This is a genomic window from Bacillus sp. AFS017336 (assembly GCF_002555445.1).
Classification (GTDB): domain Bacteria; phylum Bacillota; class Bacilli; order Bacillales; family Bacillaceae_G; genus Gottfriedia.
Map to the genome: position 1 here is coordinate 216,190 of NZ_NUCO01000020.1, position 21,914 is coordinate 238,103.

The following is a 21,914-nucleotide window of genomic DNA, read 5'->3' on the forward strand; positions in this document are numbered from 1 at the left end:
CCCCTTTCTCCCCCTAGTTACTTCTTCTCTCTTTTATAAAATGGTTTTGAAACTACAACAGCTTTTAATTTTTTATTTCGAATTTCAACTTCAAGCTCAGTGCCTAAAGCAGAAAATTCAGATTTAATTAATGCAAGGCCAATATTTTTCTTTAATGTTGGAGATTGCGTACCACTTGTTACTTCACCAATTACTTCCCCGTTTACATATACAGGATAGTGAGTTCTTGGGATCCCTTTGTCAATCATTTCAATTCCAACAAGTTTACGAGGTACACCTTGCTCTTTTTGATTTTTCAGAACTTCTTTACCGAAGAAATCTTCTTCTTTATTTAATTTCACAGCAAAGCCGATACCAGCTTCTAATGGAGTAATGTCTTTAGTAAGTTCTTGACCATATAAAGCTAGCGCTGCTTCGAAACGAAGTGTATCGCGTGCACCTAATCCACATGGTTTTAAACCGTCTTCCTTACCTGCTTCTAATAGTAACGTCCAAAGTTTAGACGCGTCTTCAGCAGCTAAGTATAATTCATACCCATCTTCACCAGTGTATCCTGTACGTGAAACTAAAACATTTAGGTCACCAATTAATACATTATTTTTAAACGTAAAGTACTTAATATCCGTAACGTTTTCTTCAGTTAGACGTTGTAAAATTGCCACAGACTTTGGCCCTTGTAGAGCTAATTGTGCAACTTCATTACTTTTATTTTCTACTTTTACATCACCTTCAACATGTGAAAGTAACCATTCGAAATCTTTTTCAATATTAGACGCATTTACAACTAATAAATAGTGTTCATCGTTATACTTATAAACTAGTAAGTCGTCTACAGTCCCAGCGTTTTCATAGCACATAGCAGTATATAATGCGCTTTCTTCATTTAATTTTGAAATATCATTTGTCATCATTTTTTGTAAATATTTAAGACTATCTTTACCAGTTACTTCAACTTCTCCCATGTGAGAAACATCAAATAAACCAGCTGCCGTACGAACAGCTTCGTGTTCTTCTTTAATGCTTGAAAATTGAACAGGTAGCTCCCAGCCACCAAAATCAATTGTTTTACCACCTAATACTTTGTAATCTTCAAACAATGGTGTGCGTAATAAAGTCGTCATGTAGCCATTTCCCCCTTATCTACATGCTAGCATGATGGAAAACTAAATTAATAGTTCATCCAGCTAACCATTAAATAATTTACATATTTTTGTATATTTTCGGAAAAACTAGTAGAAAACAAGAAAATATTATCAAACTGTAATAATTAACTGTTTTTTCTTAACAATAAGAGTTTTTTGTTTAATAAAAGAATAATAAATTTTTACTTTTTTCTACACTATTATCCTAACATTAAACGACAAGTTTCAGCAATATCAAAGTGAATTTTTTTAAAAATAAAATTACGAACATTATATCAGTTATTCTACTATAACGTTCATGATTATCTAATATAAATTAGAAATAGGTGAATTTTGCATGTCAATAGAGATTAAATTCCATACAGAATGGCAGGAAGAGTTCTTAGAAAAGCTAGAAAGTGATGGACCATGGTCAAATTGGGAGAATTATAAACTCGCATATCATACTTCTACGAAATTAGCAGTTCCTTCTTTTACCGGTATGATTGCTCCTACCCATTTACCAAATTTAACTCCACTACCCCATCAATTAGAAGTTGCTACGACTGTCATTGAAAAAATGAACGGTAAAGCAATTCTTGCCGATGAAGTAGGTTTAGGTAAAACAGTTGAAGCAGGATTAATTTTAAAGGAATACATGATTCGCGGATTAGTTAATAAAGTTCTAATTCTAGTTCCAGCTTCCCTCGTATCACAGTGGACATTTGAATTAAATACAAAATTCCATATCCCTGCAATAGCTCAACAAAAAAAGAATTATGTATGGGATAGTTGTGATGTAGTTGTTTCTTCAATAGATACGGCAAAAAGAGAACCTCATCGCGAAAAAATATTAGACATTAATTATGATCTAATCATTATCGATGAAGCTCACAAACTTAAAAATAATAAAACAAAAAACTATGAGTTTGTTCAACTTCTTAAAAAGAAATATTGTTTACTATTAACTGCTACTCCAGTTCAAAACAATATTGAAGAAATCTTTCACCTAGTTTCATTATTAAAACCAGGTCACTTAGGTAATAAATCTAGTTTTGAAGAATATTTTTCTGCTAAAAACCGCTCATTAGAACATGAAGACATGCTGCGCGAACTTATTGGAAAAGTAATGGTTCGAAATCGTAGACAAGATACAGGTATCGAGTGGACTAAGCGTAAGGTTGAAACAGTACTAATTAATTTTAGTGAAGATGAACAAAAACTATATGACTTAATAGATGAATGGCAGAAATCACAATATACCGGTGTAACATCAGCTTTCTCTTTTTTAACATTTAAAAGAGAAGCTTGTAGTAGTCGTGAAGCTGTATATGTCTCGATGAAGAAAATGCTACAGAGATTCGAAAAAGAAAATATTGATATGAATGATCCTTATGTCGATAAAGTTTTTAATCAGATTAATCAAATTACCTCCAATTCAAAAGCAAATAAAGTAGTTGAACTAATAAAAAAAATAAATGATAAAGTAATTATTTTTACTGAATATCGAGCTACCCAATTGTACTTACAATGGTTTTTAAAACAAAATGGCATTACGTCTGTTCCATTTCGTGGTGGTTTTAAACGCGGAAAAAAAGACTGGATGAAGGAATTATTTAAAAGTAGGGTACAAGTTCTAATAGCAACCGAGGCTGGTGGAGAAGGGATTAACTTACAATTCTGTTCTAATATGATCAATTATGACCTCCCTTGGAATCCAATGAGATTAGAACAAAGAATTGGTCGTATTCATCGTCTTGGACAAACAGAGGATGTTAGCATCTATAATTTTGCAACAGTCGGTTCGATTGAAGAACACATTTTACGATTGCTTTATGAGAAAATTCATTTATTTGAACGTGTAATTGGTGAACTTGACGATATCTTAACTCGAATTCCATATAAAGATTTCGAAGCCCATATGAATGAAATTTTTATTAATTCAAAAACAGAAGGCGAAATGAAAATTAAAATGGAAAATTTAACATCCATTATTCAATTACAGCAACATAAACAAGCAGGTGATAGTTATGCAGCAACATGAAATTAATGATTATATTGAACATTTTTTCCAACATAATGATTGTGAAATCATAAAGAAAATGCCAACATATTTAGAAATTCAATTAACAATCGACATGGATAAAAAATTAATGAACCGACCTTTCTATTGGCATTACTTAGAAAAAACTGGTGGCATTCCAAATCCAATGAAATTAACAATTATTACTGATAGTGATAATGCACCGGAAGATCTTAAAGGCGAACAAATTCATTTTGGCTCGCCTCGTCTTCACCAGATTTTCTCAATTGTTAATGAACTTGGACAATCAATTAGACTTTATGAAGACACAAAAGCACCGATAGGCCAACAGATTGCACTTCATCCTTGGTTAGCTGTTAATTATCAAGTTTCATTTACTTGTGATCATAAAAAAGATTATTTATATTCTTTTGGAATCCATTTGATTTCAGGAAAAATAATTGAGGATTTTCATACAAAACTTGAAAAAATTCAATTCAACTCCAAAATTCCTGACTTTTGCTATTCAATGTCTCCGATCATTAAACCAATTAGTGGATTAAATCGTATGGAACAATTACTTCGGAATAAAATTGAGGCTGAAGATAAAAGCTGGGCTGAAGAAGCAAGAAATAGATGGCAACATGATTTAGATTTACTAAATCAATTTTATAAAGATGATGAGGATAAACCAGAAAATTATCATGTTGAGTTAAATGCATTAAAGGAACTTTATGAACCAATCATTCATGTTGATTGTATTAATGGTGGACTATTTTATTTATCACCAAACACAATGAGTGATTTAAATTAAAAAGAAAGACTGATTTCGTTTTTTAGGGAAATCAGTCTTTTTAATTATATACTTTTCTTTTCTTTTTCTTTTCGATTTGAAATTTTTTTCATATATAAAGCTATACTCAATGGTAACATTCCAAACATGTTGGTAGAAAATGGTGTTTTCAAATCCTCTTTTTCTTGTTTCATTGAATCTCGCTTCTCTTTAGGCTGATCGATATAATTAATAAACTGTTCAGTCATATATTTCACATAATCATTCGTTTTCAAAAAAATCACCTTACTTTCTTATCACTTATTTCTACTATCTCCTCCTTTTGAATAATTTAAACAGTCAATGATTTCCATCGCAATTTCAATTGGCGTTAAATTATTCGTTGATATTTTAAAATCCGCTTTTTTATATTGCGCTTCTCTACTTTGAAATAAAACGGTTAACTCCTCTAACGTTCGATTTACAGCATTTGGTCGATTAGAATCTAAGTGAATTCGATCGAATATTACATCAATTGATGTTTCAAGATAGATAATACTACCAGTTTCTTTCATACAACAAATATTTTCATCGCGCAGTATGATGCCCCCACCTGTTGAAATAACCGATTTTTTTCCTGATACATTTCTTAAAATTTGCGTTTCAAAATCACGAAATCCACTTTCACCGTATTCATTAAACAATTCAGGTATACTTTTTCCTGTTTGAATGACAATTTCCTCATCTAAATCAATAAATTTTTTGTTCATTCTTCTGGCTAGTTCTTTACCAACAGTTGACTTTCCACATCCCATAAATCCTACTAAATAAACTGACTCCATTACATCCTCCAACTTAGTCTATCCATTTAAATACTTGGTTTGAATTCTTTTTATAATTGAATTGAACAACATGTTTTTTAATATTTGAATTACTACTAGTTAATGTAACATGGTATTCATCATTAGCTATTAAAGAGAAATTCCAGACAATTTTTGTATTATTATAATACTTTATTGTATTTGATTGAAAGGGTATTTCTCCACTTTTTAATTCGTAAATTGCTTGTATATGTGCTCGCTCTAGATTATTTTGACTAATTGTATAGCTATAAAAAGTGTGAATTGATTGAAAGATATCAACTTGAATTAGAAAAAAAACTAATAAAAGATTTATCATAAATATTGTATAAGGTAAATAAATTCCGCTTTCATCAAGCCACTTAAATTTAATTAGTAAATACTCGAATCGTTTTTTCATAAATACCACCATTTAGATCAACCACTTTTACTAAAATTTGACTTTGGTAATTTTGACTATATTCAATGTCTCTTATATTTTGAAGGACTATTTCATGTCCTGTTCCAAGCTTTTGCCTCCGAATGATCGTTGCATACTTACGATAAGTAATTGGAACATGAGCGTAATCTTCAAATAAAAGCATATCTGAATAAACTTTATAACTGCTACTTATATTTGCTTCTTTCTGAACTTCTTTAATAAAATTATCTAATTCCAATTTATTAACTGATTCATAGCGATAATTTCGTTTAACGAAGCTTTTTAAACTTGAAGTAGTTATAGCGATAATCATTAAAAATAAAACAAGTGAAAAAAGTGTTTCGATTAAAGTAAACCCTTTTTCATCCAATAATTTTTTCACATATTTCACATTCCTTATCACGATCGACCCATGAAACACAAATCGAGTGCGAATGATTTCTAGACTTTAATTTTATAAAAAAATCTTTACCATTCTTCTTATATAAACCTTCTATAAAATCTTCTTTATTAACAAAATAAAGATGCACCATATCCGTTAATAAATCATCTGCGCTATTTCTAATAGTTAATTGATCTTTTTTTTGTAAAAATAATGACATTGAAGGAACGATCATAAAACAAAAAATAATTAGCAAGTTTAATGAGATGATTGCCTCAATGAATGTAAATCCCTTTTCACTTTTTATCATACTTAAATCGACCACTTCCCAAATAAAAAGTAACAATGTATTCTATTTTTTTATACTTAATTGAAATCGTGCCAAAGTTGGAAATATTACCGTCAGAGTTGAATCGTAATGGAGGTTTTAAAGTAAGATAGGTAATCTTAATCAATTCGTCAAAGTTTCGAATTACTACTGGTGGATTTAGTAAATTATCCTCCAACTCATATTTATTTTGATAAAAAATTATTCTAGTTGGAATTTGTTTTAATATTGCGTTTCTTTGAGCAAGAAAAATATCATTCTGAAGCATTTGTATAAATAAACTTAGTTTTTGTTCATCTTCAACTTTTCTAACTTGAGAAATCGGTAAAATTAATAACATCATCATTAATGTTAGGACTAATAACAATTCAATAAACGTAAAACCAGGAGAATTCCCCAATCTTTTTTTAAGGCATCGATACTGTGCCAGTCGATTTGTCATACGATAATTCAACCTTATTTTTGCATTTATAAGTTGTTATATAGCCCTGTTCCTTCAAACTTGATAAACTTTCTGGTAATTGTTCATTGTCTAACCTATACGCCTCAACGCTCGATTGAACCATTTTTTGTAGTGCCAAACAGCCTTTCGATTGGATTGACTCTTGTTGCTTTCCTAAATTTGGAATTACAAGTAATAATAAAAGGGAAATGATTGTTAAAACAATTAGCATTTCGATAAGGGTGAATGCATTTTGCTCATTTAGTTTGTCAGTCCCTAAACGAGCATATTTACGAACTTTCTTTAAAGTAAACACACGCTCATTCACAACATAATCCTCCTAAATATTGTTCATTAATTGAAACATTGGAAATAAAATGGCTACGTACAGAGAAAGAATACTTGATGAGATAAGAATTAAAATAATTGGTTGAATGATTTTTATTGATCGATGAAAATATTCTTCGATGCTATCTTTTAAATAATCAGCGTAATCAGCAAGTTCTTTTCCCAGTGTACTATTGTTCATGCCATGTTCAATCACAAATAATAAATCTCTATGAAATGTACGTTCATTTCTTAAAGCTTCTTGCATAGAGATTCCATTGCGAATTTGATTATATAGAACAACCGCTTTTTCTTTTAAAAATGTTCTACTTTCATTATTCTGCATCGTTTTTAATGCATCACTAATTGGAAATCCAGCATGTAGTAAAATACTTAATTGCATTGAAAATTCATAAGTATTGATCGCGATTAAATATTTTCTAACGAATGGGATGAGAACAAATTTATTCATTCGCTCGATCGGATTTAATTTTTTTATCGTAATTAAATAAACAAAAACAATGCAACCAAGTATGATCAGTGAGAAAAACATAATTGAAGGTAAGTTTTTTATAAATTTTAAGTAGATGAAAATAAACGAATGCTGGTTGGATTGAAACGTAGAAAAAAGCATTTCATATTGAGGAATAATTAAACTTTTAAACAAAAATAAAATGAATAAAAGAATTGAAATTAGAAAAATAGGATAGCCCATGATTTTTCTTAAATAGGCTCTATGTTGAATTTTTTTAGTTAGCATAAAGCTACCTTCACTTAATGCAAAAGATAAATCGCCATGCTTTTTAGCATAATACAAGTAAACAAGAACGTCTGGATGAAGCCTTAATAATTTAGCAAATTCAATAAATGAATGCCCTTCTAACAATGATATTTTAGCTTTTTCAATTAATCCTTTAACATCGTCTTGGAATTGTATCGTTAGAAATTCAATCGCTTGTATTAAGGGATATCCTTTTTCTAAAAGTTCACTTAGTATTTTTAAAAGCCGAGCCTGTTCACTATACGATAGCCTTCTTTTAATAAACTTTTTAACCATATAGCATACTTTTGTCTAAAGATTTATAATCAATAAATCCTAAAGCATATCCTTTAATGAGTTGATCATTTAAAGTGTTGAATTGAATTTGTTTATCGCTTCCTTTAATTTGTTTTATGACCGAATTTAATGCATTTCCATACAGTAGTTCATATACCCCTAATCTCCGGTTTGTTCGATGAACGAAACAATTCGGCTCACACTCACCTTCACAAAAACGACATTTTACTTGAACTAATCTCTGTGAAACGATTGCTACGATCGCTTGGAATAATTCTTCTTTAGGAATCCCAAGCTCCAGCATTCTATAAATCGCACCCTTAGTATTGTTAGAATGAATTGTAGTTAATACTAAATGACCTGTTAAAGCAGCTCTAACAGCGATTTTCGCTGTCTCCTCATCTCGGATTTCTCCTACCATTACGATATCAGGATCTGATCGAAGAATAGCTTTTAAACCTGTTGCATAAGTTAGCCCGGCTTTCTCATTAACTTGTACCTGAGAGTATTCATCTGACTTCCTTTCAATTGGGTCTTCTAAAGTTATAATATTTCTTGCAATATCTTTTTTAGCTGACTGTAATAGAGAATACAATGTAGTAGTTTTACCGCAACCAGTAGGACCTGTAAACATCATTAATCCATGTGAATGATGTAATAAAGACAAAAGCTTACGAGTTGTAGATGGAAATAAGGATAGACTTTCTATTGGAGAAATTTTTTGTTGTGGGTGAATTCGAATAACTAATGATTCGTCCGAGATCGTAGGTAATGTTGCCAATCGGAGCGATAATAATATGTCGTTTATATTAACGACTAATATTCCAGTTTGTGGCCTTCTTATTTCGCCTATATCCATACTTCCTAAAAATTTTAAATGCGTAATCATCCTCTTAGATTTCTCCTTATTAATTCGCTGAATGATTTTCAAATCGCCATCAACACGAAAATAAATTTCTACGTGATCTTGTTTTGGTAATAAATGAATATCCGAGGCACCAAAATGACAAGCTTTTTTTAAAAGTTCTTCGACCATATTTTCAACCGATACCACATTTCTTCCCCCTTTCTCATTTGTAGCAATTATAGTTTCGTTTCAATCGACTATCAAATCATGAAAATTATGTATTTGTTTATAAAACTTAGTTTTCATCAAAATTTTCATACAAACTATAGGTTACTTTATCGAAATAATGGACTTGAAATTCAAAAATAAATTGATGTAGTCCTACATAAATTTTGAGACGATAGTTTTTAAAAAAACTAATTAAATCTATTTCTCCTATCATTACGATATCAGGTCTGATTGAAGAATAGCTTTTAAACCTGTTGCATAAGTTAGCCCGGCCTTCTCATTAACTTGTACTTGAGAGTATTCATCTGACTTTCTTTCAATCGGGTGTTCTAAAGTTATAATATTTCTTGCAATGTCTTTTTTAGCTGACTGTAATAAAGAATACAATGTAGTAGTTTTAGCGCAACCAGTTTGTCCATAACTAAGGGAATATAAAAAATCCCTAGTTTTACTAAGGATTTGAAATAATTTTAATTACGATAAACGCTTGATTTAGAATATACAAGTTCATAGTATTCAGACATTTCTTCTTCTGTTATATTGTATTTTTTTTGGATTTCATTGTGTTCTTCCAATAAATTTTTTGACCATTTCATTGATTGTCTATCTGATATCTTACCACTCTTTAGTAACATTTTATTTTTTGCAAATTCTGACCTGAATTTCAGTTCGAATTCTGCAATTTCTATAATTTCTTCAGGAGTATGTTTTTCTTCCTTACGGCTAGAAGTGCTATTCATTTTAAGTATTATACCAATAATTACAATTACAATTACAATAAACCATACCACAATATCACCACCTTTCATTTTCATAATATCATGTATAAATAACTAATAGTTAAACTATTCCTAAATTTATATGCCTTAAATTTTTTGTATTTTCCACAATCTGTAGGACCTGTAAACAACATTAATCCAAGTGTATGATTTAATAAAGAAAAAAGCTTACGAATTGTATATGGAAATTAGGATAGACTTTCTATTGGAGAAGTTTTTTTTGAGGGTGAATTCGAATAACTAATGATTCGTCTGAGATTGTAGTTTCGTTTCAATCGACTATCAAATCATGAAAATTATATATTTGTTTAAAAATCTTAGTTTTCATCAATATTTCCATACAAACAAAAGGTTACTTTATCGAAATAATGGACTTGAAATTCAAAAATAAATTGAAAAATAATATGGTGATTTTTAAAGCAATGTATAGAAAATATCAAATTAAGAAAAATAATAATGGATAAGCTACATTCATTATCTTTGTATCAATTTAGAATTGTATTAATACATTGTTTACAATTGTAACTTTCTTATTTTATAATAATGAATGGGTAGAAATTTTTTATGGGGGGATTTAGAATGGATCGCATGTTCCGCGTTCTAGGATTTTGGACAGCAATATTTACAGTAATGTTTTTTGTTGGACATATGTCAGCAGCAGCACTTATTTTCGCATGTCAAACAGCATTTTTCTTTGTATTAGGCTCTCTGAAGCTTTCTGAGCGTATGTACATCTATATCTTTGGCGCATACTTAACTGTGTTCTTTATTGGATTTACATATTATAGTACTTTCTTATTAGTACCTAGCTTTAGTGAATAATAAGAAAACCAGTCATATGACTGGTTTTTTTATTTATATTCATTTAATGAAATTAACTCATTCAACTTAGTTTGATCAATTTTTGACATTCCCTTTGTTTGTAATAGGACTTGAAACGAATCGCTTATCCCACCAGGCATAATCAGTGATTGGACTGCCCTATTTTGTTTATACTCACTCGAAAATGGATTTGATTGAGCATGAGGAATGAGCCAATTTAAGACTCCAAAATCTAATAAAGCCTCTCTTTGACTAGAAAAGTATAGATTTTCAATATTATTAAGCGTTCCAAAATTCTTTAGTTCATCCCAGTGTATATGTGTAGTTATGTCCATTGTACCTAAGTTCTCAAATAAATTTGTTTTCATTTCATGTTTTGAATAACCACGCAAACTTCCTTTGATTCGATGGGGTGCATCCCATTCTTCTCTAGTAAATCCATAATCAACAGTTAATATGATTCCATAATTAAGTTTTGATTGTAAAAGGTCATATAATTTTTCCATTCCAACCGGAATTTCAACTCTTTGACCATTTTTACCATCAAAATGATTTCTTATTAGAAAATCGCTTATTATTGGATCTTTAATATTAACAAGATTTTCTTTTAGATTATTTTGCTCATCAAGAGTAACTACAACCTCTTGCCACTCGTTATGATTGAATTCCACTACTCGTACTGGTAAAGCGTCAAACAATTCGTTTGAGAATATCATCCCGTTATTGATTTGTTCAATCTCTTCTATATTTGAGAAATAGTTACAACTCAAATGGTTTTCTAATAGTTCTTGTTGTAATTTTCGATGATATTTACTTGCATCAATTATATAGTAAGTTAATCGATTATATATTTCTGGCTCCAGTTCTTCACAATACGTCAGAAAGGATGAGGCAAATCTACCGTTTCCACCGCCAACTTCAACAAAAAAAGGTTCAATTAGATTAGTCTTAACAAATCGACAAAAGGTAGCTGCAATTACTTCTCCATATATTAAACCAACTGAGCTTGAAGTATAAAAATCACCTTTTCGACCAATTTTTTCATTAGCCATTTGATAATAACCTTTTTCAGGATCATAAAGTACTAATGAAATAAATTGTTCGTATGTAATAAAATGATCTTCACTATTATTTATTGCGTTAAAAATTAAGTTTTTCATCATTTCACCTTAAAGAAATGGATTATACCTTTTCTCGTCACCAATTGTTGTTGTATCACCATGACCACTGCATACGACTACATCATCAGGTAATGAAAGAAGCTTACCTTTTATACTTCTAATAAGTTGGTCGTGATCTCCACCTGGTAAATCTGTACGGCCAATACTACCTTCAAATAATGCATCTCCAGAAAAGACTGTTTTGATTTCTTTACAATAAAATGAAACACTTCCTGGTGAATGGCCTGGGGTTTCAAAAATTGAAAATAAGAAATGACCGATTTCCATTTTACCTTCTTTTTCAATTAGGTGATCTGCCTCCCTAGCAAAAATGGATTGATTTCTCATAAATAATTCAGAACCATTTTTTTGACCGTCAGTTAACCAATCTGCTTCATATTTATGGATGTAAACGGGTATATTATACTCATCACGCACATCGTCAACAGCCCCAATATGGTCAAAATGAGCATGCGTTAAAAGAATTGCTAATGGTTTTAATCCATTTTCTTCAATTTTATTAAAGATTACATCAGCATCTTCGCCTGGATCAAAGATTACTGCTTCTTTCAGATCATTACTTATGATATAGCAATTAGTTTGTAAAGGACCTAACGGTAATTGAAAAACATTCATATTCATACCCTGCTTTCTTTATTTAATCTATATAATACTATATCATAATTTTGTTTTAGCACTTAATTTCAAATAGACAATTGTTCATAAAAGTTTTACAATAATAATGATGTGATAGCAAACAGGGGTTGCTTGAAGAAATTTATAGGGGGTTTACAATGGGTACAGTTATCATTTTTATACTAGTAGCTATTCTAAGTGTTCCAGCTTTTTTAGGATCAATAAAAAAGAAGAACTTTTTAGCCATTTTTTGGTCTGGAGCTACATTAGTTTTATTCGGTTGGTTTGCCATTATGACAATTTTACATAACGGATATCCACCAGCGCACTTATAATATTTATTCTTTATGTAGCGTACTAATTTCTACATAGAAACATGTTACTTAAAATAAAAAAGCTGACATTAAATTGTCAGCTTTTTTATTTTAAAGTTTGGTTGGGGTAATTTTCTAAATTAAATAATGATCCTAATAGGATTGGAAACGTTTCTGAAAAAATGGTTTCAAACATAGAAAGTGGCAATGGGTTAATTCCTTTACCTAATTCCAATGTAAATCCAGGTTTCCTAAATTCTTGTATATACCAATCTTTATAGCCTGCGTGGCTATCAATCGTTTTTACCGCCTTATATGGACTCACACTAGCAAAATAATTAGCATAAACTTCCGAAATTGCCGGCTCAAGCTGACCATAGCCCCAATAGAATTCCTTACCTTGTGTATGGAGTGCTAATAATAGATCAAACTGCTTTTCAATCGCCAAATTGCTCATTGCAATTGCTTCTGGTTCAGTTAATGGCGCATCTCCTGGATAATCTCTTGGAGCGTATGTTTTTTGCTTCTTTCTTTCTTTTTCAATCTCCCAATTTGCCGGAAATTGATTATTTAAATCAACACCTCTTATATTCGCTTTCCACCCAGTAAAACCATCATTTCCATTGTTTATTAGATTAACAAAATCCATAAATTCTTTATAATCAACAACTTCATTTAAAACTAAATTTACTCCATCAGGATTAACCATTGGTACAACCGATAATGTATTTTGATTAAATAAGGACAATAGCTCTTGATGGAAGGGTAAATCCTCCATTGCTAACGTGTTACATAACCAAACAACCATCTTCATTATGACACAGGTTGTAATCCATTCATTTGCATGAAATGAACCATTCCAATGAATCTTTCTCGGACCATTGCCAATCTCAATTTCGTATATAGGTTTGTTCAAAACACTATAACCGATTGTATTCACACGAAGAAAAGGAAATTTTTCAACTAGTAAACTGATATCATTAGTTAGTTCATTAAAATCATATCTTCTTGGATAGAAGACAAAGGGTCGATTACTATTATTCAATATTTTCACCTCATATAAATTTATCTAACCTCATATAAATTTATCTAATTAATTGTATGAAGTAAAAATAAAGAAAAGCACTCCCTTAAAGGAAGTGCTTTTTGTCGTTATTCAAACTTTGTTTCACCTTTATCATATTTGATTTGGTAGAAACGTAGTAAATCTTTATAAATGATTGAGTTTGAGTACTCAAGTGATTTATTTGCTTTTGCTAAATCTTCTTTAGGTGGTTTTTGACCTTTTAATTCTTCACCAGTTTTTGGATCATACATCTTCTCACCAGTATAAATATACTTATCAGTAACAATTGTACCATCACGGAAGACTACGAAATCTTTGTGTTTTGGAGAGAATAAATCATTACCAAAGTTGATAGATGTTTTATTTGGATCTTCACCTAATAAGTTTAAGATTGTAGGCTTAATGTCAATTTGACCTGCCACTTCATGCATTGTTTTACCTTTAGTTTGTCCAGGTAAGTGGATAAAGAAAGGTACTTGTTGTAATTTAACATGTTCAGCAGGAGTGATGTCTTGTCCTAAAACTTCACTCATTGCACGATTATGGTTTTCAGAAATACCATAGTGGTCACCATACATAACAATAATCGTATTATCATATAAACCTTTTGCTTTCATTTCTTCAATGAAACGTTTGATCGATTCATCTAAATAACGAACTGTTGTAACATAATTATCAACAGTTTGGTCTCCTGTTTTTAAACGAGGAATCATTAAATCTTTATCATCTAACTCAAACGGATAGTGATTTGTTAATGTAATCATACGGTTGTAGAACGGTTTAGGTTCAGCAGCCATTTTTTCTACAGATTGCTCAACAAAATATTTATCTTTCAGACCCCAGCCAATTGAAGTAGCTGCAGATACTTTAAAGTCAGCTTCATTATAATAACGATCGTAGCCTAGACTTGGATACATCATATCTCGGTTCCAGAACGATTTATTATTTGAATGCATTACTGAAGTATAATAGCCTTGATCCTTTTTAAGAATAGCAGGAGTAGCAGTAAACGTATTACTACTGTTAGTAAAGTATACAGCTCCGCGATCCAATGGGAATAAACTATTATCAACTAAGAATTCAGCATCAGAAGTTTTACCTTGTCCAGTTTGGTGGTAGAAATTATCAAAGTAATAACTTTCTTTTGTAAATTTATTTAAGAATGGTGTAATTTCTTTACCATCAACTTTTCGTCCAATTACGAAATTTTGTAATGATTCTAATGAAACTACAACAACGTTTTTACCTTTATACTTACCGTGTAGTTGTGCATTTACACCTGTATCGTTCGCACGAATAAAGTTTTCAATACCAGCTAATTGACTATCATCAGCCATTGCTTTTTGAGCAGTTGTTTTTGATTGAATAACCATATCATATAAATGATAGTTGTATAAACCTAAGAATTTAACAATGTATTCTCTATCGAAAGAACGTGTTAATAATTGAGGACGCTCAGTTTCAGCAAGTCCAAGGTTTACTAAGAAAATAGCTACAGCGCCTAAGAAATAAGCAGTTCTTGCTTTAGCTTTAATGTTACCTGTAGTAAAGAATTTTTTACCCCAAATAAGATTAGCGATAATTAGAATATAAATATCAGAAAAAGCAAAGAATGTTTTATAACTAATCATTGCTTTAACACTTGACCCTAAATCACCGAAGTTGCGCGTCATAAATAAAACTGGGATTGTAACGAAATCATCGAAAAACGAATAATACGCTGTGTCACCAATTAAAATGAATGACATAATTGCACTAATCCATATAACTGCTCTATTTCTCTTTGGACCTTTTGCAAAAAGACTTATACCGATAAAAATTAATAATGAAGATATAGGTGCAATTATCAAGATAAATTCTTGCATTGAATTTTCAATTTCTAAATCAAAATAAAATTGGCTTAGTAAAGTTGCTTTAATCCATAAAAGGAATACAGCAAGTAACGGGAAACCAAAGTTTTTGATAAACTTTTTCCACATATTCTGTTCCTCCTCTTGTAAAGACTATTAATCTATTATAAACAATGTTTGGCGTTTCACATATCTATTTAATTGGTATTTATTACCAAGAATTTTTAAATGATTCATACAATCATTAGCTACTAATTGTATTTATCGTATGAATTATTGTAAGAAATCATTTGACGTAACCTTTAGGTTTTTTTCTAACGTCATTCAATTTATCATAAACTGGTTCAGTCGTCAAATAACTAATTTTTTTTTCAATTCAATACAATAAACATAATAAGGTACTTCAATTAGAAGCACCTTAAATTTAAGTTAAATTTCATTAGTAATAAACTTTTTCACTAAATATGCTGCACCAATTGCTCCTGCATCGTTACCTAATTTAGCAATTGAAAGTTTTGTCGAATCACGAACTGTCGTAAATGCAAATTCGTCAAAATATCTTTTTAATGGTTTCAATAACAATTCTCCTGCATTTGACACTCCGCCGCCAATAATAATATTTTCTGGATTTAATGTATTCCCTACTCCAGCTAAGACTAGAGCAAGATATCGCATTACATGATTAACAATTTCTTCTGCGACCTCATCACCTTTTGAATAAGCTTCAAATACATCCTTAGTTGTAATTTGGGACCCATTTGCAATTTCCTTTAAAACCGTCTCTTTTGTCGTATTTTGTAATTTTTCGTTTGCGATTCTTGCAATACCAGTAGCTGAAGAAATTGTTTCTAAACAACCCCTTTTACCACAATTGCAAAGTACTCCATTTTCAAGTTGAACAGTTATATGACCAATTTCACCTGCAGATCCACTAATTCCGTGTGCTACATCTCCATTTACAATTACGCCACCGCCGACACCTGTTCCTAACGTCACCATTACAACGTCTTTAGCACCGTTTCCAGCACCCTTCCACATTTCCCCTACTGCAGCTATATTTGCATCATTATCAACAATTACGGGAATACCAGATTCCTTTTCTAAAATTTCTTTTAAAGGAAAATTAACCCACCCTAAATTTACTGCTGCAAATATTAATCCATCTTCAAGGCGAACTGAACCTGGTGCACCAATACCGATTCCAGCTATATCTTCTTTTGTTTTATTCATTTGGTTTAGCTTTTCTTCAATCGCGATCGTTATTGTTTTTGGAATATGCTTACCACTATCTGATTTATCAGTTGGCACTTCCCATTTATCTATGAATTCCCCGTTATCTGTTAATAATGCCAATTTAATACTTGTCCCACCTAAATCTACGCCTACAATCATTTTATCCATTTTGCCTTCTCCCTCCGTTGTGAAATCGCTTGCAATTCGATCCTAAAAAAAAACGATTTTCTTCAAACCGTCTTATTTTTAATTACATCCATCTCTTTTTTTAAGATCAACGTTGCCACTTGTAAATCTTTTATATCTAAAATATTTGCCAAAAATAACTCTTTAAGCTCATCTTGCATTAACATCAAGTCTGCTAATCGATCACCTGTATATATAAAGGTGCCATAATTCTTTAGAAATTGTTGAATATCATATACGGATTTCATTTTTAACTCCTACTATTTAATCTTTCTAAATATGTAATTAGTATAAGTTGGAAACAGTTACTCGTCAATGTGAAATACCAAACAATCATATATTATTTAAGTATTTAATGATTTGGTTTCATGACTTCTTCTAAAACTAAATTATTTTTATAAAGATAGGTTGCGTATTTGATTCCTACATATCTTATATGCCATGGTTCATAGTCATATCCTGTCATTTCAACCTTATCTTCTGGATAACGAATGACAAACCCACATTCATGTGCATGCTTTGCCAACCATATCCCTTCCTTTGTTTTTCCAAATCCCTGCTCTAGCTTATTTCCAAAGTTTGGCGACGATACATCAATTGCTAATCCAGTTTGATGTTCACTTGTACCGGGAACAGCACTAAAGGATTGTGTCCAATCTTCTCCATGAATTTGTACATAATAATTATATAAGCTTTTTTGTCTTTCAAAAGAACGGTATGCGGAAACTGGTGTCAGTTCAATACCATCTGATTCAGCTTTTTCAAATAATTTTTCTAATGCATGGCCTGCTTCTTTTCTCATTAAAGTTTTATCTTTACTAACACCATGTAACGGAACAATGGGATAAATTAAATCAGGCGGTCCATATCCATCTGGAAGCTTTCTTTCTTTATTCACTAATACTAAATCTGATTTAGGATTTGTGACCTCTAATAAGCCATTCTCAGCTTCTATAGCTGTATGATTATAATTTGGGAACACCAGTGAACGTTTTGCTTCATTTGTTTGAGGTTCATTGTTTACACTATTTTGGTTCCTAATAAAAAGAGCTAGTCCAACAATTGTGATTAATACCATTAATAACAAGACGAACTTTCGATTTATTTTTTTCAAAACAGCCTCCCTCTGAACAGTTATCGTTAACTTAACAATATTAGAAGATAGAATCTCTTTCAAATTACACGTTAATGAAATTATTCTTCTTTTTCTATAAAAAGACCTCTTTCAATTGAAAGAGGTTTTTTCGTACTGCTTACAAAATAGGTTCCATCGTTTTTCTTAATGTCTCAACTGAATTTTTAAATTGTCGTTGTTCTAATTCATTTAAATCTAATTCGACGATTTCACGAATTCCGCCTCTATTTAAAACCGCTGGAACACCGATATAAATATCATTTTCTCCATATTGACCTTCTAAATATGCTGAAACAGTAATAATACTATTTTCATTTTCAAGTATTGCTTTAGTTAACCTAACTAATCCCATTCCAATACCGTAGTATGTTGCACCTTTCTTCTTAATAATATGATATGCAGCATCACGTGTATTTAAAAAGATTTCATCAAGCTCTCTTTGACTATATTTCGGATTTTTCTTTAAAACATGGTGCACTGGTGAAGTACCAACAGTTGTTTGTGACCAAACAGGAAGTTCACTATCCCCGTGTTCACCTATTATATATCCATGGATATTTCTTGAATCAACATTAAAATAATCTCCTAGCATATATCTAAAACGTGCAGTATCTAAACTAGTACCTGATCCGATTACTCTTTCTTTCGGTAATCCCGAGTATTTCCAGGTTGCATAAGTTAATATATCAACTGGATTCGTAGCGATTAAAAAGATACCGTCAAAACCAGAAGCCATAATCTCTCCAACGATACCTTTAAAAATCGAGCAATTTTTCACCACTAAATCTAGTCGTGTTTCTCCAGGCTTTTGTGCAGCTCCAGCTGTAATAACGACTAAGCCAGCATCTTTACAATCACTATAATCTCCAGCCCAGATTTTTGTTCTAGAACTGACAAAAGGTAAACAATGACTTAAATCCATCGCGTCTCCTTCTGCTTTATCTTTGTTTAAGTCGATCATAACTAATTCTTCGGCAATACCTTTGTTTAACATTCCAAAAGCATAACTCGCTCCAACTGCGCCTGTACCAATAAGTGCGACTCGATTAATTTCTTTTTGTAACATTAAATCCACCTCATTAGTGTTATAAAAGTGTAAGTGATTGGGACTTTTATATTATATATGTATATCCGCTTAAAGTTTGTGAAACATTTTACAAATTTGTTACAATAAACATTAAAAACAAATTTTCTTTAAGGAATAGCGGTTTAATTCATCATTTATTTTAAACAAAAGGTGTCGCTTTATGCACTTATTGGAAAGCTTGTATTATTTCTGATTCTGTTATGATGAAAGGTATTTTAATGTCATGTTTTTCTGTTGGTAGCTCATTAACGATTTGAATATCATACGCTAAAGCTAAAAGAGGCTTATTATAGTCTTCTAAGTAGCGATCGTAATAACCGCCGCCATAGCCTAATCGTTCTCCTTTTAATGTGTATGCTACTCCAGGAACAATTACTAAATCAATCTGTTCCTTTTCTATTTTCTCGCAATTTTCTTCAATCGGCTCCTGTATACCAAAATAGCCTTCTTTTAAATCTTCAAACGAACTGATTTTATAAAAATCCATTTCTCTTGTTTTGTGATTACATTTCGGTACAACAACCGATTTATTCTCATTCCAACAAGTAGCTATTAAATACTTAGTATTTATCTCGTGCTCCATCGGCATCGTTGTTGCAATTATGTTTGCATCCTTTAATTGTTTTGTACTAAATAATGTTTCTATTATTTGCTTCGACTTTTTCTCTCTGTCTAATACTGAAATATTTTTCAAATTTTTCATCATATTATTTCTAATGTCTTTTTTTTCCATTATGGCCTCCTAAGGTCAGGATTAAAGTTTCTATCAATAGGATTAAATATTAAAATGACGTTTCTAATTAGATTATAAATTTTTATATAAAAAAAAACAGTAGGAAAATTCCTACTGTTTATTTTGTTTCGCGATGAACTGTAACTTTTTTAAGTCTTGGGCAATATTTTTTAAGCTCAAGACGGTCTGGGTTATTACGTTTATTTTTAGTAGTGATGTAGTTACGATCTCCGCATTCTGTACATGCTAAAGTAATATTTACGCGCATTTTATTTTCCCTCCTGACATAGTGACATAATCAGACTTGTATATAATAACATTCTTTCAAGATAATTTCCATACTTTTTATTGATTCATTGCATTTCTTTTGATTTTTTTTTTATTGAATTATGTACAAATTTATTTTCATAATTCAGAGTATATTTTTGAAAGACTGCTTGATGCTGTAAAACGCTCCCCTGATCGATTCTAATATTTGAGCTAATTGATACGTACGGACCAATTACACAGTTTTCTTCGATTGTAACATCATTGCCAATAATTACTGGAGAAACAATCTTTACATTATTATTAATCGTTACATGCTCACCTAAAAAAATTCGTGGTAATATTTGAACGGCCGGAATAGGCAAGTTTAATTTTTCTTCAATCCAATCTACATTTAGCTTTGCAAAGCGTCTAGGAGTCCCATAATCAATCCAGTAACCTTCTAAATGATAAGCATTCATACTAATATTATTTTTTAACATCAAAGGGATTAAGTCATTACTAATGTCAAAATATCGATTTTCTGGAATTTGAAATAATAATTCCGGACTCATAATATAAATCCCGGTATTTACTAGTTTACTAATTTCACTACCCTCATTAGGCTTCTCAATAAAATCGATTATTTGTCCATTTTTCACTTTTACATTTCCATAAGATCCACAATTTTCAACTTGTTTTACAAACATAGAAAATTTACTCTTATTTTCTAAATGATTCTTTAATGAGTCTCTAATTTCTCCATCAAATAAAATATCACCATTCACTAATAGAAAGGGCTCATTGAGAAAATGCTTAGATAATCGCAAACAACCAGCTGAGCCTAAGCTTTTTTCTTCTATAATATAATCAATTGAAACATTTTTTAATTTCATCGCGTTAATTGTTTCAATTATGGCTTGGGACATATAATGAAGCTGAATTATAAACTCATTAAACCCCAATCTTGTTAGATGTAATAATAAATGCTCAATTGCCGCTCTATTTGCGATTGGTAATAGTGGTTTAGGAATGTTGTTAGTAATTGGTAAAAGCCTTTGACCGTATCCTCCAGCTAAAATAACAACCTTCATTTGTTACCACCCCAAAATGTTATACTAGTTAAAGAAGTATGCTTAATATTACATAAATATGACAAAAGGGCGTCCAGTAAAATATGAACTGAACACCCTTTTATTATTTTATTGATTTAATAAATAATGCTTACCTTTTACTAAATAGTAAATGTTCTCTGCAATATTAGTTGCATAATCTGCAATTCTTTCAAGATATCTACAAATGAATGCCATTTGCAAAATATTTGCGACATGCTCAGGCGACTCAACAATACTTGACATTAAATTTCGTACAGTCGTTCCATATAACTCATCAACTAGATCGTCAATTTCACCAATCTCTTTTGCAGCTTGTAAATCTTCAGTTCGGTATGCTTCTGAAGCTTTTGTTAACATATCTAAACCAAGTTCATGCATCTTTTCGATATTTTCTATAGGTAAGTTTTCTTGACGGCCACGAATACGAATTGTCGACTTTGCGATATTTACTGCATAATCTGCAACTCGTTCAAGGTCATGGGCAATCTTAATTGCTGTTAAGTTTCTTCTTAAATCTACTGCAACTGGCTGTTGTCTTGTTATTATGACTAAAATTAATTCATTAACTTCTTTTTCCAATTTATTGATTCGCTCATCTTCATCAATGACTTCTAAAGCTAATTCAATATTTTCAGTTCGGAATGCATCCATACTCTTAACTACAGCTTTTTTTGTTTTCTCGGCTAGCTCGATGATCATTTCTTGTAATGATTTTAACTCTGTTTCAAATTGATTTCTCATATT

The 21,914-nt window shown here is 30.9% G+C and carries 27 protein-coding genes and 1 pseudogene; 4 read left to right on the forward strand and 24 right to left on the reverse strand.

The window, feature by feature from the left end; genetic code table 11:
• Positions 1-17 precede the first annotated feature (17 nt).
• Positions 18-1,121: a glycine cleavage system aminomethyltransferase GcvT gene (gcvT, locus tag CN601_RS11180; protein WP_098120042.1), complete on the reverse strand. Its 1,104-nt coding sequence runs from the start codon at positions 1,119-1,121 to the stop codon at positions 18-20.
• 358 nt (positions 1,122-1,479) lie between these two features.
• On the opposite strand from gcvT, the gene CN601_RS11185 reads away from it, so the two are divergent.
• Entirely contained in the window at positions 1,480-3,165 is a 1,686-nt protein-coding gene (locus tag CN601_RS11185; RefSeq protein WP_098171080.1) for a DEAD/DEAH box helicase, read from the forward strand.
• Entirely contained in the window at positions 3,152-3,958 is an 807-nt protein-coding gene (locus tag CN601_RS11190) for a YqhG family protein (RefSeq protein ID WP_098120040.1), read from the forward strand. The genes CN601_RS11185 and CN601_RS11190 overlap by 14 nt, the downstream gene beginning before the upstream one ends.
• A gap of 44 nt (positions 3,959-4,002) precedes the next feature.
• Here the strand turns inward: CN601_RS11190 and CN601_RS11195 are convergent, their stop codons facing one another.
• The 11 genes and pseudogenes from CN601_RS11195 to CN601_RS11245 all read right to left on the reverse strand — a co-directional run bounded on the left by CN601_RS11195 (position 4,003) and on the right by CN601_RS11245 (position 9,599).
• Positions 4,003-4,212, reverse strand: a complete 210-nt coding sequence (locus tag CN601_RS11195; RefSeq protein ID WP_098120103.1) for a YqzE family protein — start codon at positions 4,210-4,212, stop codon at positions 4,003-4,005.
• Between the two features lie 21 nt (positions 4,213-4,233).
• Positions 4,234-4,758 (reverse strand): shikimate kinase, encoded by a 525-nt coding sequence (locus CN601_RS11200; RefSeq protein WP_098171081.1) that lies wholly within the window; start codon positions 4,756-4,758, stop codon positions 4,234-4,236.
• Positions 4,759-4,771: 13 nt separating this feature from the next.
• Positions 4,772-5,176 carry a hypothetical protein gene (locus CN601_RS11205; RefSeq protein ID WP_098171082.1) on the reverse strand — a complete coding sequence of 135 codons (405 nt, stop codon included), beginning with the start codon at positions 5,174-5,176 and terminating at the stop codon, positions 4,772-4,774.
• A complete protein-coding gene (gene comGF / locus CN601_RS11210) occupies positions 5,145-5,579 on the reverse strand; it encodes a competence type IV pilus minor pilin ComGF (RefSeq protein WP_098171083.1) in 435 nt (144 codons plus the stop codon). The genes CN601_RS11205 and comGF overlap by 32 nt, the downstream gene beginning before the upstream one ends.
• Entirely contained in the window at positions 5,560-5,889 is a 330-nt protein-coding gene (locus CN601_RS11215; RefSeq protein WP_098171084.1) for a pilus assembly FimT family protein, read from the reverse strand. The genes comGF and CN601_RS11215 overlap by 20 nt, the downstream gene beginning before the upstream one ends.
• Entirely contained in the window at positions 5,876-6,349 is a 474-nt protein-coding gene (gene comGD / locus CN601_RS11220; RefSeq protein ID WP_142317332.1) for a competence type IV pilus minor pilin ComGD, read from the reverse strand. Before comGD ends, CN601_RS11215 begins: the two co-directional genes overlap by 14 nt.
• Positions 6,315-6,677, reverse strand: a complete 363-nt coding sequence (gene comGC / locus CN601_RS11225) for a competence type IV pilus major pilin ComGC (RefSeq protein ID WP_257131676.1) — start codon at positions 6,675-6,677, stop codon at positions 6,315-6,317. The genes comGD and comGC overlap by 35 nt, the downstream gene beginning before the upstream one ends.
• Before the next feature lie 12 nt (positions 6,678-6,689).
• The gene (comGB, locus tag CN601_RS11230) at positions 6,690-7,733 is read right to left on the reverse strand and encodes a competence type IV pilus assembly protein ComGB (protein ID WP_098171086.1); all 1,044 of its coding nucleotides are present in this window, start codon (positions 7,731-7,733) and stop codon (positions 6,690-6,692) included.
• A complete protein-coding gene (gene comGA / locus CN601_RS11235) occupies positions 7,726-8,787 on the reverse strand; it encodes a competence type IV pilus ATPase ComGA (protein WP_179865524.1) in 1,062 nt (353 codons plus the stop codon). Before comGA ends, comGB begins: the two co-directional genes overlap by 8 nt.
• 220 nt (positions 8,788-9,007) lie before the next feature.
• A pseudogene (locus CN601_RS27500) lies at positions 9,008-9,225 on the reverse strand (ATPase, T2SS/T4P/T4SS family); the annotation flags it as partial.
• A 53-nt stretch (positions 9,226-9,278) separates the two neighbouring features.
• Complete coding sequence (locus CN601_RS11245) at positions 9,279-9,599, reverse strand: hypothetical protein (RefSeq protein WP_098120033.1); 321 nt, start codon at positions 9,597-9,599, stop codon at positions 9,279-9,281.
• Between the two features lie 567 nt (positions 9,600-10,166).
• Between CN601_RS11245 and CN601_RS11250 the strand changes: the two genes are divergently transcribed.
• The gene (locus CN601_RS11250) at positions 10,167-10,409 is read left to right on the forward strand and encodes a DUF2626 domain-containing protein (RefSeq protein ID WP_098120032.1); all 243 of its coding nucleotides are present in this window, start codon (positions 10,167-10,169) and stop codon (positions 10,407-10,409) included.
• 29 nt (positions 10,410-10,438) lie between these two features.
• Here the strand turns inward: CN601_RS11250 and CN601_RS11255 are convergent, their stop codons facing one another.
• Positions 10,439-11,569 carry an SAM-dependent methyltransferase gene (locus tag CN601_RS11255; RefSeq protein WP_179865525.1) on the reverse strand — a complete coding sequence of 377 codons (1,131 nt, stop codon included), beginning with the start codon at positions 11,567-11,569 and terminating at the stop codon, positions 10,439-10,441.
• A gap of 9 nt (positions 11,570-11,578) precedes the next feature.
• Positions 11,579-12,205, reverse strand: a complete 627-nt coding sequence (locus CN601_RS11260; RefSeq protein ID WP_098120030.1) for an MBL fold metallo-hydrolase — start codon at positions 12,203-12,205, stop codon at positions 11,579-11,581.
• Between the two features lie 158 nt (positions 12,206-12,363).
• Here CN601_RS11260 and CN601_RS11265 point away from each other — a divergent pair, with 158 nt between their 5' ends.
• Positions 12,364-12,540, forward strand: a complete 177-nt coding sequence (locus tag CN601_RS11265; RefSeq protein WP_098120029.1) for a DUF2759 domain-containing protein — start codon at positions 12,364-12,366, stop codon at positions 12,538-12,540.
• A gap of 85 nt (positions 12,541-12,625) precedes the next feature.
• Here CN601_RS11265 and CN601_RS11270 read toward each other — a convergent pair whose 3' ends face one another.
• The 10 genes from CN601_RS11270 to phoU all read right to left on the reverse strand — a co-directional run bounded on the left by CN601_RS11270 (position 12,626) and on the right by phoU (position 21,911).
• Complete coding sequence (locus tag CN601_RS11270; protein WP_257131677.1) at positions 12,626-13,564, reverse strand: M14 family metallopeptidase; 939 nt, start codon at positions 13,562-13,564, stop codon at positions 12,626-12,628.
• A 107-nt stretch (positions 13,565-13,671) separates the two neighbouring features.
• A complete protein-coding gene (locus tag CN601_RS11275) occupies positions 13,672-15,564 on the reverse strand; it encodes an LTA synthase family protein (protein WP_142317333.1) in 1,893 nt (630 codons plus the stop codon).
• Positions 15,565-15,864: 300 nt separating this feature from the next.
• The gene (locus tag CN601_RS11280; RefSeq protein ID WP_098171089.1) at positions 15,865-16,836 is read right to left on the reverse strand and encodes an ROK family glucokinase; all 972 of its coding nucleotides are present in this window, start codon (positions 16,834-16,836) and stop codon (positions 15,865-15,867) included.
• A 62-nt stretch (positions 16,837-16,898) separates the two neighbouring features.
• Positions 16,899-17,102 (reverse strand): YqgQ family protein, encoded by a 204-nt coding sequence (locus CN601_RS11285; protein ID WP_098120026.1) that lies wholly within the window; start codon positions 17,100-17,102, stop codon positions 16,899-16,901.
• A gap of 104 nt (positions 17,103-17,206) precedes the next feature.
• Positions 17,207-17,932 (reverse strand): M15 family metallopeptidase, encoded by a 726-nt coding sequence (locus CN601_RS11290; RefSeq protein ID WP_098171152.1) that lies wholly within the window; start codon positions 17,930-17,932, stop codon positions 17,207-17,209.
• A 175-nt stretch (positions 17,933-18,107) separates the two neighbouring features.
• On the reverse strand, positions 18,108-19,055 hold the full coding sequence (locus CN601_RS11295) for an L-lactate dehydrogenase (RefSeq protein WP_098120025.1): 948 nt from the start codon (positions 19,053-19,055) through the stop codon (positions 18,108-18,110).
• Positions 19,056-19,242: 187 nt separating this feature from the next.
• Entirely contained in the window at positions 19,243-19,809 is a 567-nt protein-coding gene (locus CN601_RS11300) for a 5-formyltetrahydrofolate cyclo-ligase (RefSeq protein ID WP_098171090.1), read from the reverse strand.
• Between the two features lie 118 nt (positions 19,810-19,927).
• Positions 19,928-20,077, reverse strand: a complete 150-nt coding sequence (gene rpmG, locus CN601_RS11305) for a 50S ribosomal protein L33 (RefSeq protein ID WP_056475024.1) — start codon at positions 20,075-20,077, stop codon at positions 19,928-19,930.
• Positions 20,078-20,162: 85 nt separating this feature from the next.
• Complete coding sequence (locus CN601_RS11310) at positions 20,163-21,149, reverse strand: nucleotidyltransferase family protein (RefSeq protein ID WP_098120023.1); 987 nt, start codon at positions 21,147-21,149, stop codon at positions 20,163-20,165.
• 108 nt (positions 21,150-21,257) lie between these two features.
• Positions 21,258-21,911: a phosphate signaling complex protein PhoU gene (gene phoU / locus CN601_RS11315; protein WP_098120022.1), complete on the reverse strand. Its 654-nt coding sequence runs from the start codon at positions 21,909-21,911 to the stop codon at positions 21,258-21,260.
• Positions 21,912-21,914 lie beyond the last annotated feature (3 nt).